Below are 12480 nucleotides of genomic sequence, written 5' to 3'. Positions count from 1 at the left end.
GGGTGCGGCGGGTTCGCCGCGAGAGGGGCGCGGGCCGTCCGGTGCGGCGCCCCACCGCCTCAGCGGCGCACGGCGAACCGCAGCAGGTGATCGAGGAACTGCAGGTGCAGCACGGGGTTGGGCTGCGCCATGAGCGTCAGCAGCACGATCGCGGCGCCCAGGACGCCGTAGGTGATCAGGTCGGTGAAGCGGCTGCGCACCGCCAGCATGCCGACCGAGGGGACCAGCCAGCGCAACAGCGCCCCCAGCAGCAGCGAGGCGCCGACGACGATCAGCCCGGGCCGGAAGGCGCCCGCACCGGTGATCGCCAGCCCCAGCGCCACCCCGCCCAGCACCGTCAGCAGCGGCCACTGCCGTACCGGCGCGGAGTGGTCGCCGCCGACCGCGCGGCCGCCGCCCTCGGGCCGCGCGGTGTCGGTGGTCTGCGGGAATCCGGCCTTCCCGTCGGCCGGCTCAGCCGACATGGTCCGCGGCGGCCTGGCGCTCGGCCGCTTCGACGACGTTCTGCAGGAGCAGGGCGCGGGTCATCGGGCCCACGCCGCCCGGATTCGGCGAGATCCAGCTCGCCACCTCGCGCACCCCGGGGTGGACGTCGCCGACGATCCGGCCCTCCTCGTCCCGGCTGACACCGACGTCCAACACCGCGGCGCCCGGCTTGACGTCCTCCGGCTTGACCAGGTGCGGCACGCCCGCGGCGGCCACCACGATGTCCGCCTGGCGCAGCACGGCCGCCAGGTCGCGGGTGCCGGTGTGGCAGAGCGTGACGGTGGCGTTCTCCGAACGTCGGGTCAGCAGCAGGCCGATGGAGCGGCCGACGGTGATGCCGCGGCCGACGACGGCGACGTTGGCGCCGTCGATGGTGACGTCGTGACGGCGCAGCAGCTCGACGATGCCGTTGGGGGTGCACGGCAGCGGGCCGGTCTGGCCGAGGACGAGACGGCCCAGGCTCATCGGGTGCAGGCCGTCGGCGTCCTTGTCCGGGTCCATCAGTTCCAGCACCCGGTTGGTGTCGATGCCCCTCGGGAGCGGGAGTTGGACGATGTAGCCGGTGCAGGCCGGGTCGTCGTTCAGCTCGCGGACGACCGCCTCGATCTGCTCCTGGGTGGCGTCGCCCGGCAGTTCGCGCTGGATGGAGGCGATGCCGACCTGGGCGCAGTCGCGGTGCTTGCCCGCCACGTAGATGTGGCTGCCGGGGTCGTCACCGACCAGGACGGTGCCGAGGCCGGGCGTCACGCCCCGGGCCTTGAGCGCCTCGACGCGGGCGGCGAGTTCGGACTTGATCGCGGCGGCGGTGGCCTTGCCATCGAGAATCTGGGCGGTCATGCCCCCAGTGTCCCGGATGGGGCGCGCGGTGTACCAATCAGAACACAGCGCCGGTCGGCAAAACACGCATTTCACCGCAAGGGGCCCGCGGTGGACGGAGCTGCCTGGACATGGCATGTCCTGTGCTAAGACGATGGGGCAGCTGGGCCACGGGGGTGCGGGGCGGTAGGAGTCCTGATGTCTTCTTGCGTCCGGCCGTCCCCGTTTCTCCGCTCCACGGCTCGAAGGACTTGCCAGTGAGTTACCCGCCCGGCCCCAGCGACCCGTACGGCCAGCAGCAGCCTCCGCAGTACGGCTACCCCCAGCAGGGCCAGCCCCCGCAGGGCTACCCGCAGCAGGGCCAGCCCCAGTACGGCTACCCGCAGCAGGGGCAGCCGCAGCCGCAGTACGGCTACCCGCAGCAGGGCTACGACCCGAACGCCGCCTCGTACGGCTACCCGCAGCAGCCGCCGGGTACCGTCCAGGCCAACAGCGGCTACGTCAACATCGCCTACCTGGGCACCGTCCAGGTGGCCACCATGGGCCAGCGGTTCCTCGCCCGGCTGCTCGACGGGCTCGTGACCTCCGTCGTCATGGGCATCGCGATGTTCGCGGGGCTGGCTAGCGTGCTGGGCATCGCGCACAAGGTGAAGGACTGCTCGGGCTACGACCCGACGACCGACGCGTACAGCCAGTGCGTGCACGACCAGGCGGCCGCAGGCACCAGCGCGATCGCGGCGATGCTGGGATTCATGGCGGTGTTCGCGATATTCGCGCTGCTCTACGAGTGGCTGATGATCTCGTTCCTCGGCGCGACGCTCGGCAAGATGGCGCTCGGCCTCAGGGTCGTCAAGGAGGCCAACGGCCAGGTGCCCGGTCTCGGCAGCGGCTTCGTCCGGTACATCATCCCGGTCGTCGGCGTCTTCCTGTGCTACATCGGCGCGCTGCTGGTCTACATCTCACCGTTCTTCGACAGCAGCGGCAAGCTCCAGGGCTGGCACGACCGCGCGGCCGGCACGCTCGTCATCAAGAAGTAGGCGTCGACAAGCAGGCATCGACAAGCAGGCCGTCGGGCCCGGCCGGAGGCCCCCGGCTCAGACTCGGACCCCGTTGCGGTCCGGGCGGGGGCCTTTGCCGTGTCCTGCCACGGCCGGGGGTGGCGCGTCCGCATACTGTCGGCGATGACTCGCGCGGACCGGACGGACCGGCCAGAACGACGAACCCGGCGGCGACGCCGGGCACCACAGCTGCGAACGGCACTGGTGGCCTCACTGCTGCCGCTGCTCACGGCGGGCTTCCGGTGCCCGCCGCCGGGTCCCGCCGACGCGGCCGAGGTGGGCGGCGCGGGCCAGGTCGTCGCGGTCGTGGCGCACGCCTCGTACGCCACCGTGACCGCCTGGCAGCGCACGGGCGCCGGATGGCGCGAGGTCTATGCGACGGCGGACGGCCGCGTGGGCGCGAACGGGGTCACCGACGGGGCGACGCGCGTGCAGGGCACCGAGACCACGCCCGCGGGCGTCTACCGCCTCACGCACGCCTTCGGGGTGGGTCCCGACCCGGGGACGGCGCTGCCGTACCACCGGGTCACCGCGGACGACTGGTGGGTGGAGGACCCCGACTCCCGCTACTACAACCGCATGCGCCGCGCGTCGCAGGGCGGCTTCCCGCTCACCGAGACCGGACCGCACGCGAGCGAGCACCTGGCCGGCTACCCGGTGCAGTACCACAACGCGGTGGTCGTCGACTTCAACACCGACCCCGCGGTGCCCGGCCGCGGCGCGGGCATCTTCCTGCACGACCTCGGACCGCGGCACGGTGCGACAGCCGGCTGCGTGGCCGTCCCGGAGCCGGTCCTGACCGCCATCCTGCGCTGGCTCGACCCGGCCCGCCACCCGGTCATCGCCATCACCGGCAACGCGGGCGCGCGCGGCGCCCGTTGACCCCGGAAGGGCCGAACGGCCGCCGCCCGCGCGGGCGATGGTCAACGGCGCGACGGCGTCAGCCGCCAGCCGCCAGCCGCCAGCCGCCAGCCGCCAGCCGTCAGCCGTCAGCCGTCAGCCGTCAGCCGTCAGCCGTCAGTGGAAGAAGTGCCGCGTCCCGGTGAAGTACATCGTGACGCCCGCCTTCTTCGCCGCCTCGACGACCAGCTCGTCGCGCACCGAGCCGCCGGGCTGGACGACGGCGGTGACGCCCGCCTCGGCCAGCACCTCGAAGCCGTCGGGGAACGGGAAGAACGCGTCGGAGGCCGCGTAGGAGCCGGCGGCCCGCTCGGCGCCGGCCCGCTGCACCGCGAGCCGGGCGGAGTCGACGCGGTTGACCTGGCCCATGCCGACGCCGACGGTCGCGCCGTCCTTGGCCAGCAGGATCGCGTTGGACTTCACCGCGCGGCAGGCCCGCCAGGCGAAGGCCAGCTCCCGCAGGCCCTCGGCGGACAGCGCCTCGCCGGTCGCGAGGGTCCAGTTCGCCGGGTCGTCGCCCTCGGCCTGGAAGACGTCGGTGTGCTGCACGACGGCGCCGCCGGAGATCAGCTTCAGGTCGGTGGGCTGGGCGGGGGTGCCCTCGACGCGCAGGACGCGGATGTTCTTCTTGCGCGCCAGCACCTCGACCGCGCCGTCCTCGTAGGCGGGGGCCGCGATGACCTCGGTGAAGATCTCGGCGACCTGCTCCGCCAGCGCCGCGGTCACCGGGCGGTTGACGGCGATCACGCCGCCGTAGGCGGAGACCGGGTCGCAGGCGTGCGCCTTGCGGTGCGCCTCGGCGACGTCCGCGCCGATGGCCACGCCGCACGGGTTGGCGTGCTTGATGATGGCCACACACGGCTCGTCGTGGTCGAAGGCGGCGCGGCGGGCGGCCTCGATGTCCACGTAGTTGTTGAAGGACATCTCCTTGCCGTGCAGCTGCTCGGCGTTGGCGAGCCCGCCGGGGCGGCCGTCGGTGTAGAGGGCGGCGGCCTGGTGCGGGTTCTCGCCGTAGCGCAGGACGCGCTCGCGCTCCAGGGCGGCGCCGGTGAACTCCGGCAGCGGCGCGGCGGGCTCCTCGGGCGCGTACGCGGTGGTGAACCAGTTGGCCACCGCCACGTCGTAGGCGGCGGTGTGCTGGAAGGCCTCGGCGGCCAGGCGCTTGCGGGCGGTCAGGTCGAAGCCGCCGGCGGCGACCGCGGTGAGCACGTCGGCGTAGCGGTCGGGGTTGACGACGACCGCGACCGACGGGTGGTTCTTGGCGGCGGCGCGGACCATCGAGGGGCCGCCGATGTCGATCTGCTCGACGCACTCGTCGGGCGACGCGCCGGAGGCGACGGTCTGCCGGAACGGGTAGAGGTTGACGACGACCAGCTCGAACGGCTCGACGCCGAGGTCGGCCAGCTGCTCGCGGTGGGCGTCCAGGCGCAGGTCGGCCAGGATGCCGGCGTGGATGCGCGGGTGCAGCGTCTTGACCCGGCCGTCGAGGCACTCGGGGAAGCCGGTCAGGTCCTGCACGGCGGTCACCGGAACCCCGGCCCCGGCGATGCGGGCGGCGGTGGAGCCGGTGGAGACCAGCTCGACGCCGGCCGCGTGCAGTCCGCGGGCCAGCTCCTCCAGGCCGGTCTTGTCGTAGACGCTGACCAGGGCTCGGCGCACCGGGCGGCGGGAGGCCGCGGAGCCGGCGGCGGGACGGTCGGGGCTCACGGGGCTGTCGGGGGTACTCACGGGACGATGACCTTTCTTCCCTCGATGCGGTAGCCGTCGCGGGCGAGACGTCCCACGACATCGACGAGCAGACGGCGCTCGACTTCCTTGATGCGCTCGTGCAGCGCGCTTTCGTCGTCCTCGGGCCGGATCTCGACCACGCCCTGGGCGATGATCGGCCCGGTGTCGACGCCGTCGTCGACGAAGTGGACGGTGCAGCCGGTGACCTTGGCACCGTAGGCGAGCGCGTCGCGCACCCCGTGCGCCCCGGGGAACGCGGGCAGCAGCGCGGGGTGGGTGTTGACGAAGCGCCCGCCGAACCGGGCCAGGAACTCCTTGCCGACGATCTTCATGAACCCGGCCGAGACCACGAGGTCCGGCTCGTACGCGGCGACCGCCTCGGTCAGCGCGAGGTCCCAGGCCGCCCGGTCCGGGTGGTCCTTGACCCGGCACACGAACGTCGGCAGCCCGGCGCGCTCGGCGCGGTCCAGGCCCGCGATGCCGTCCCGGTCCGCGCCCACGGCGACGATCGTCGCGCCGTAGCCGGGGTCGGCGGAGACCGCGTCCAGCAGGGCCTGGAGGTTGGTCCCCGAGCCGGAGACGAGCACGACGATGCGGGCGGGACGGGCGGGGGTGATTCCGGGGGAATCGGCGGAGGCCACGGGTGGGTTCCTTCTCGTGGGACCGTGTTTTTGTGTGGTCGTACGAACCGAAGGGGCCAGGAGATACGGGGAACCCTACGAAGGCGCCGACCGTCAGCAACGATACCGGCACGGCGAACGGCCCCCGCAGGCACTGGGGCGGCGGCGCCCGGTAGCGTCTCAGTACCGGGGGCCGACCGCCCTTTGGGCAACGGGGCCGACGGCCGGACCACGGCCGCGCAGGCGGGACGAGGAGCAGACGGCAGGGCATGGCGCGAGCAACGATGAGCAGCGGCCGGATCACCATCACGCGCGGCGCGGGGACCACTCCGGTCGCGCTCCCGGCGCTGCGCGAGCGGCGGACCCCGTCCTCCCCCGGCGGTTCAGGTTCCGGGCAGGGCGCCGGGTCAGGTTCCGGGCAGGGCGCCGGTCCCGGGAAGGACAACCCGTTCGCCGCGCCGCCCAAGGACGCGCCCGCCCGGCCGTGGCAGCCGCGGCAGCCCGACCGGGGCGACGGCGGCGGGAGCGAGGGCGATGAGGGCGGCGAGCACTCCGGCGACCGGGGTGACGGGCCGCGCGGCGACCGCTGGAGCAGCCACCAGCCGGAGCCGGGCCGGGGCAGCGGCCCCTCGGGGCCCTTCGGCGGAGGGCCGTTCGGTGGCGGCGGGCCGGGGCCGGCGCAGCAGGGGCCCGGGCGACCGGCGCGCCAGCAGCAGGGGCCGCGCTTCGACGTGACCGACCCGGTGCAGCGGCGGGCCAGGTACGCGCTGCTGGGCGGGATGTGGGGACTGTTCTTCGCGCTGTTCGGCCTGCCGCAACTGGCGCTGCTGCTGGGCGCGCTGGCGCTGTACTGGGGCATCAGCGCGCTGCGCGGCAAGGCCAAGCCGCCCGCCGCGACCGGGCAGGCGGGCAAGGAGGGGCAGACCGCGAAGGCGGGGCAGGCCGACCAGGCGGCGCGGGAGCGCGCGTTGTCCGCGGGGCAGTCACCCGCCCCGGCCGGGCAGGGCCGGTCGGCGCCGCAGGCCGGGCCCGGACCATACCGCCCGCAGTTCACGGGGGCGGTGTGCGGGATCGTCGCGGCGGCGGTCACGCTGGCGATCGTGGCGGCGACGTTCTCGTTCCAGCTGGCCTACCGCAACTACTACACCTGCGTGAACGACGCCCTCACCACGCCCGCCCGGCAGTCGTGCAGCCATCTGCTGCCGAAGCCGCTGCGGACGGTGTTCGGCAACCAGGGCTGAACGCCGTTCGGCGTCAGGGGCGTGGGGCCTCGGCCTGGCCGTTTCCGGCGGAGGCGGCCTGGTCATCCGCGCCCCCGGCGGGCGTCCTCGGCTCGCGGCGGTGCCACCACCCCGCGCCCAGCGCCCCCGGCAGCGCGATCGCCGCGGTCCACGCCGCCGCCGCGCCTCCGGTGAGCGGGCCGTCCGGGCCGAAGCGGGACAGCGTCTGCACGCCCATCGGCCCCGCGGTGAACGTGGTCGCCACCGCCAGCGCGCCCCCGCACACCACCGCCGCCCCGCAGCAGGACCCCGCGATCCGCGCCACCGTCCAGCCGTCCCCCACCGCCGCCCGCCCCACGAACCACGCCACCGCTCCCCCGGCGCACACCGGCACCGCCAGCGCGGCCCAGGCGACCGCCGGACTCCCGTGCGGCAGTGCGGCCAGCAGGGGGAAGCGCGGCAGCACCGGCGGGTAGCCGTGCGCCCCGGCGGGGCTGACGGTGCCGCTCAGGCCGACCGCGAAACCGGGGCCCAGGGCGTAGGCGGCCGACCACACGGCGGCGTTCGGCACGAGCGCGGCCGCCAGCAGCAGCACCGCGCAGCGGCCGGACAGCGCGTTGGTGAGCCCGGTGAAGGCGTCGCCGACCGCGTGCGCGTGCCAGGCCAGGGCGATCGCGACCAGCAGCGCGCCGCCGCCCGCCAGCGTCACCGCACCCGCCAGCCCCGCGCGCACGGCCACCGCGATCTCGTACGACCACCCGCGCAGCCGCCGGGGCAGCGTGATCGGCGGACGTCCGCAGGCGGTCCAGGCGCCGGACGCCCCCGCGCAAGCGGCCACGACGGGCACCCGCAGCAGTGCCCAGAGCGGTTCGGCGCGCAGCGGCCCCACCTGGGCGCAGCACACGACCAGCGCGGCGACCAGCAGATACCCGCCGACCAGCCAGGCCGTCGTACCGACCGGGCCCAGCAGGCGCGGTCGCCCGGACCAGGAGCGACGCGGTCCGCCGGGCGAACCACCGCCCTCCCCGGCCCCGCCACCGTCACCGTCACCGTCCCGGCTGCCCTCCGTGGCCGCGTCGCCGTCCGGCTCGTCCTCGGACAGGGCGTGGGCCGCCGCGCGGTGGACGAGCCAGAGCGGTAGCGCGAGCAGCAGCGCCGGGGTGACCCCGACCGGCACCCAGCCGCCGGTGAGCGCGTCCGGCCGCAGCAGCCGGGCGCCGTGCGCCAGCAGCCACAGGGCCGCCGCGACGTGCAGCGCGTCACCGGGAGTGCCGTCCGGGTAGGGCGAGGTGATCCACATCAGCAGCACCAGCACGGCGACCGCGCCGAGCCCGAGCCCGGCCGCCACCACCCCGCCCAGGAGCGCAACGACCGCCTCGGGAGCGCGGCGTACGGCGCGTTCCCGCAGCGGCGGCGTGTAGCGCGCGGACGGAGGGGAGGGCGGGGGCGAGGCGAGCTGGGTCACGTCGAGCCATGATGCCGACGACGCCCGGTTCATCCCGGTACCCGCCGATTGGTCGACGTGTCGTTCGTACCGCCATCGCCCCCGTGGCACGCCGGGCACCACGACGAAGGCCCGGCCCCACGCGAACGGTGGGAACCGGGCCTTCGGTCACGAGCACGAGGGCCGCCCGCACCGCCTCACGGCCGTACGGGCGCCCTCGAACGCCTCAGTGGAGCGCGCCGGGCGTCATCGGACGCCTCGGCGGAGCGCCGGCGTTCAGGCGCCGAGCGCGGCGCGGGCGAGGCGGGCGGTCTCGGACGGGGTCTTGCCGACCTTGACGCCGGCGGCCTCCAGGGCCTCCTTCTTCGCCTGCGCGGTGCCGGAGGAGCCGGAGACGATGGCGCCGGCGTGGCCCATGGTCTTGCCCTCCGGGGCGGTGAAGCCCGCGACGTAGCCGACGACCGGCTTGGTCACGTTCTCCTTGATGAACGCCGCCGCGCGCTCCTCCGCGTCGCCGCCGATCTCGCCGATCATGACGATCAGGTCGGTGTCGGGGTCGTCCTGGAAGGCCTTGAGCGCGTCGATGTGCGTGGTGCCGATGATCGGGTCGCCGCCGATGCCGACCGCGGTGGAGAAGCCGATGTCGCGCAGCTCGTACATCATCTGGTACGTCAGCGTGCCGGACTTCGAGACCAGGCCGATGCGGCCGGCCTTGGTGATGTCGCCCGGGATGATGCCGACGTTGGACTGGCCCGGGGTGATCAGGCCGGGGCAGTTCGGGCCGATGATGCGGGTCTTGTTGCCCTTGGCACCGGCGTGCGCCCAGAACGCGGCGCTGTCGTGCACCGCGATGCCCTCGGTGATCACGACGGCCAGCGGGATCTCGGCGTCGATGGCCTCGACGACCGCGTCCTTGGTGAACTTCTCCGGGACGAAGATGACGGTGACGTCCGCGCCGGTGGCCTCCATGGCCTCCTTGACGGAGCCGAACACCGGCACCTCGGTGCCGTCGAAGTCGACCTTCTGGCCGGCCTTGCGGGGGTTGACGCCACCGACGATGTTGGTGCCGTCGCCGAGCATGAGCTTGGTGTGCTTCATGCCGGTGGAGCCGGTCATGCCCTGGACGATGACCTTGCTGTCCTTGGTCAGGAAGATAGCCATGGTGTGGTTGTCCTCGTCCCTTACTTCGCAGCCAGCTCGGCGGCGCGCTCGGCCGCGCCGTCCATGGTGTCCACGCGCTCCACGAGCGGGTGGTCGGCGTCGGTCAGGATCTTGCGACCCAGCTCGGCGTTGTTGCCGTCGAGGCGGACGACGAGCGGCTTGGTGACGTCCTCGCCGCGCGTCTTCAGCAGCTCCAGGGCCTGCACGATGCCGTTGGCGACCGCGTCGCAGGCGGTGATGCCGCCGAAGACGTTGACGAAGACCGACTTGACGTCCGGGTCGCCGAGGATGATCTCCAGGCCGTTCGCCATGACCTCGGCGGAGGCGCCGCCGCCGATGTCGAGGAAGTTGGCCGGCTTGACGTTGCCGTGCCGCTCACCGGCGTACGCGACGACGTCCAGGGTGCTCATGACGAGACCCGCACCGTTGCCGATGATGCCGACCTCGCCGTCGAGCTTGACGTAGTTGAGGCCCTTGGCCTTGGCGGCGGCCTCCAGCGGGTTGGCGGCGGCCTTGTCCTCCAGCGCCTCGTGCTCCGGCTGCCGGAAGGCGGCGTTCTCGTCCAGGGAGACCTTGCCGTCGAGCGCGATGATCTTGCCCTCGCCGGACTTGATCAGCGGGTTGACCTCGACGAGGAGGGCGTCCTCCTCGATGAAGACCTTCCACAGGCTCTTGAGGACCTCGGCGACCTCCCCGGCGACCTCGGCCGGGAACTTCGCCGCGGCCACGATCTCGCGGGCCTTGGCGTCGGTGACGCCCTCGATCGCGTCGACCGGGATCTTCGCGAGCGCCTCGGGCTTGCTGACCGCGATCTCCTCGATCTCCATGCCGCCCTCGACGGACGCCATGGCGAGGAAGGTGCGGTTGGTGCGGTCCAGCAGGAAGGAGACGTAGTACTCGGCCGCGATGTCCGCGGTCTGGGCCAGCATCACCTTGTGAACGGTGTGGCCCTTGATGTCCATGCCGAGGATCTGCCCGGCCTTCTCCACGGCGTCGGCCGGGTCGGCGGCCAGCTTCACGCCGCCCGCCTTGCCACGGCCGCCGGTCTTGACCTGGGCCTTGACGACCGCACGGCCGCCGAGACGCTCGGTCACCTCGCGCGCGGCTTCCGGGGTGTCGATGACTTCACCGGCAAGCACGGGTACGCCGTGCTTGGCGAAGAGGTCCCTCGCTTGGTACTCGAACAGGTCCACGCGCGTCCGTCCCTTAGCTTCTCTGGAATCGCGGTCTGTGATCGCGGTTTGGTGTCTGCGTGGGCGTGCCGTGAGCGGCAGCGTGACTACGCGATCGGTGAGAGGGCGCACACGTCGGCCAAATACGCGGCATGTCCGCATCGCAGGTTATCCCTGCCCCAGGCAAGGGTCTAAATTCCAGGGAACACCCGGGCGGTGAGAACGGTCACAGAGCGACGGATCGTGCGCGAGGGGTGACGCGAACCGTACGCGGACGTGGCCTGCGCGCTACGGACGGGTGGCGCCGGAGAGCGGGCCGCCGGGCGGCGTTCCGCGGCGCGACCGGCTCTGCGGCGCGAACGAATCCACGGCGAGGCCGGTTCTACGGCGAGGCCGGTTCTACGGCGAGGCCGGTTCTACGGCGAGGCCGGTTCTACGGCGAGGCCGGTTCTACGGCGAGGCCGGTGCCGCTGCGGGGCGGGCCGGATTCACAGCTGGCCGGGCGGCCCGGGGCGCGTGGGGGGAGTGACCACGCGTCCGGGCCGCCCGGGGTCGGGGCACCGCTTCAGCCGCTCAAGCGGCCAAGCGGACAGCGCTCAAGGGCTCAGGGCTCGGGGCTCAGGCGCTTGAGCGCTCAAGCCGTCAGATGCTCAGCGGGAGCGAGGTGACGGTCGGCAGCTGCGGCAGGGCGGCGGTGGGGACACCGGCCGTGGGCAGCGTGCCGGCCGTGGGCAGCGCGCTCGCGGAGGGCAGGGTCGGCAGGGCGGGGAGCGACGGGATCGCCGTCGCGCCGCCGACCGGGCCGGTCACGCCGGACACCACGCCACCGGCCGGCACCGCGGTCACGGTGTAGCGGACGCCGTTGACGGCGCCGGTTCCGGTGGCCAGGGCGCTGGAGGCGACGGTGCCCGCGGCACCCTGCGCCAGCGGCACGACGCCGGCCGTCACCCCGTCGGCGAGCGGCACGGCCTGTCCGGCCACGCCCTGCGCCAGCGTGCCGACGCCGCCGACCGCGCCCTGGGCGACGGGCAGCACGTTGCCCACCGCGCTCAGCGTCACCGGCACGACGTCTCCCACCACGCCCTGCGCCACCGGCAGGACGTCGCCCACCGCGCCCTGCGCCACCGGGGGCAGCACCTCGGACGTGGCCTGGCCGGTGCCGGGCAGGGCCTGGGTGAGCTGCGCGGACTTGGCGATCCGGGTCAGGGTGTCCAGCCGGGTGCCCGCCGCGAGAACGCCGTTGGCGACGTCGGCCGCGTTGCCCGGGTCGGCCGGCAGCGACGGAACGCGGCCCGCGCCGCCGGTCAGCCCGCTCGCGGTGCCGGTGACACCGGACGCGGCGCCCGCCGGGTCCTTCGGGAGCGCGCCCGTGACGGAACCGACCGGCAGCTTCCTGGCCGCACCCGCGACACCGGCGACCCCCGTGGTGTCCGGCACGTGAACGGACTTGACGGCGCCGAGGCCGCCCAGGGTGTCGCCGGTGGCGTCCTTGGTCTGCGGCTGCTCGACCTGGCCGACCCCGGCGAGGCCCTGGACGGTGCCGAGGGTGTTCGCGACCGCGCCGGACGGGTCGGCGACGCTGCCGGCGGCACCGGTCACGGTGCCCAGGGCGCCGGAGGCGGTACGGGTCGCGGTGCCGGTCGCGCCGCTCAGGGCACCGGAGGCGGTGCCGGTCAGAGTGTGCGAGGCGGGCAGGGAGCCGGTCACGCCGGACGTGGCCCCGGTGGCGGTGCCCACGGCGCCGCTGGTGACGTCGGTGCCGGGGACGGCCGGGAGGGTGGCGGCGTTGGCGGCGACGCTGCCGAGGCCCCAGATGCCGCCCGCGGCAGCGACGACGACTACGGCACGACGAATGCTCGTACGCATGGAGATGGT

At 74.1% G+C, this 12480-nt stretch carries 11 protein-coding genes; 3 read left to right on the top strand and 8 right to left on the bottom strand.

What is annotated here, in order from left to right; genetic code table 11:
• Positions 1–59: 59 nt before the first annotated feature.
• On the bottom strand, positions 60–464 hold the full coding sequence (locus CK485_RS16945; protein WP_109451479.1) for a DUF3017 domain-containing protein: 405 nt from the start codon (positions 462–464) through the stop codon (positions 60–62).
• Positions 454–1323, bottom strand: coding sequence for a bifunctional methylenetetrahydrofolate dehydrogenase/methenyltetrahydrofolate cyclohydrolase (locus CK485_RS16940; RefSeq protein WP_109451477.1), 870 nt, complete (start codon positions 1321–1323; stop codon positions 454–456). Before CK485_RS16940 ends, CK485_RS16945 begins: the two co-directional genes overlap by 11 nt.
• Positions 1324–1559: 236 nt before the next feature.
• Between CK485_RS16940 and CK485_RS16935 the strand changes: the two genes are divergently transcribed.
• Both CK485_RS16935 and CK485_RS16930 read left to right on the top strand, forming a co-directional pair.
• On the top strand, positions 1560–2339 hold the full coding sequence (locus tag CK485_RS16935) for an RDD family protein (protein WP_109451475.1): 780 nt from the start codon (positions 1560–1562) through the stop codon (positions 2337–2339).
• 225 nt (positions 2340–2564) lie between these two features.
• The gene (locus CK485_RS16930; protein WP_158288218.1) at positions 2565–3242 is read left to right on the top strand and encodes a L,D-transpeptidase family protein; all 678 of its coding nucleotides are present in this window, start codon (positions 2565–2567) and stop codon (positions 3240–3242) included.
• A gap of 135 nt (positions 3243–3377) precedes the next feature.
• On the opposite strand, the gene purH is transcribed toward CK485_RS16930, so the two are convergent.
• Entirely contained in the window at positions 3378–4967 is a 1590-nt protein-coding gene (purH, locus tag CK485_RS16925; protein ID WP_109451471.1) for a bifunctional phosphoribosylaminoimidazolecarboxamide formyltransferase/IMP cyclohydrolase, read from the bottom strand.
• A gap of 17 nt (positions 4968–4984) precedes the next feature.
• Complete coding sequence (purN, locus tag CK485_RS16920; protein ID WP_241968373.1) at positions 4985–5629, bottom strand: phosphoribosylglycinamide formyltransferase; 645 nt, start codon at positions 5627–5629, stop codon at positions 4985–4987.
• Between the two features lie 248 nt (positions 5630–5877).
• On the opposite strand from purN, the gene CK485_RS16915 reads away from it, so the two are divergent.
• Positions 5878–6849 (top strand): hypothetical protein, encoded by a 972-nt coding sequence (locus CK485_RS16915; protein WP_241968372.1) that lies wholly within the window; start codon positions 5878–5880, stop codon positions 6847–6849.
• A gap of 13 nt (positions 6850–6862) precedes the next feature.
• On the opposite strand, the gene CK485_RS29080 is transcribed toward CK485_RS16915, so the two are convergent.
• From CK485_RS29080 to CK485_RS16890, 4 genes are all read right to left on the bottom strand, one after another.
• Positions 6863–8293 carry a DUF6350 family protein gene (locus CK485_RS29080; RefSeq protein WP_199239369.1) on the bottom strand — a complete coding sequence of 477 codons (1431 nt, stop codon included), beginning with the start codon at positions 8291–8293 and terminating at the stop codon, positions 6863–6865.
• Positions 8294–8548: 255 nt separating this feature from the next.
• Entirely contained in the window at positions 8549–9433 is an 885-nt protein-coding gene (sucD, locus tag CK485_RS16900; RefSeq protein WP_109451469.1) for a succinate--CoA ligase subunit alpha, read from the bottom strand.
• A 20-nt stretch (positions 9434–9453) separates the two neighbouring features.
• Positions 9454–10626, bottom strand: coding sequence for an ADP-forming succinate--CoA ligase subunit beta (gene sucC / locus CK485_RS16895; protein ID WP_109451467.1), 1173 nt, complete (start codon positions 10624–10626; stop codon positions 9454–9456).
• Between the two features lie 621 nt (positions 10627–11247).
• Positions 11248–12471 carry a hypothetical protein gene (locus CK485_RS16890; protein ID WP_109451465.1) on the bottom strand — a complete coding sequence of 408 codons (1224 nt, stop codon included), beginning with the start codon at positions 12469–12471 and terminating at the stop codon, positions 11248–11250.
• Positions 12472–12480: the final 9 nt, after the last annotated feature.

The sequence above is a fragment of the Streptomyces sp. ICBB 8177 genome (assembly GCF_003144095.1).
Lineage (GTDB): Bacteria > Actinomycetota > Actinomycetes > Streptomycetales > Streptomycetaceae > Streptantibioticus_D.
Note: the sequence above shows the minus strand (reverse complement) of the source record. Positions and strands in the feature narration are given on the sequence as shown.

What these genes read in the sequence shown, in the direction of transcription:
- CK485_RS16945 (WP_109451479.1), bottom strand. Translation starts at nt 464, where the DNA reads ATGTCGGCTGAGCCGGCCGACGGGAAGGCCGGATTCCCGCAGACCACC.
- CK485_RS16890 (WP_109451465.1), bottom strand. Translation starts at nt 12,471, where the DNA reads ATGCGTACGAGCATTCGTCGTGCCGTAGTCGTCGTCGCTGCCGCGGGC.
- CK485_RS16915 (WP_241968372.1), top strand. Translation starts at nt 5,878, where the DNA reads ATGGCGCGAGCAACGATGAGCAGCGGCCGGATCACCATCACGCGCGGC.
- CK485_RS16940 (WP_109451477.1), bottom strand. Translation starts at nt 1,323, where the DNA reads ATGACCGCCCAGATTCTCGATGGCAAGGCCACCGCCGCCGCGATCAAG.
- sucD (WP_109451469.1), bottom strand. Translation starts at nt 9,433, where the DNA reads ATGGCTATCTTCCTGACCAAGGACAGCAAGGTCATCGTCCAGGGCATG.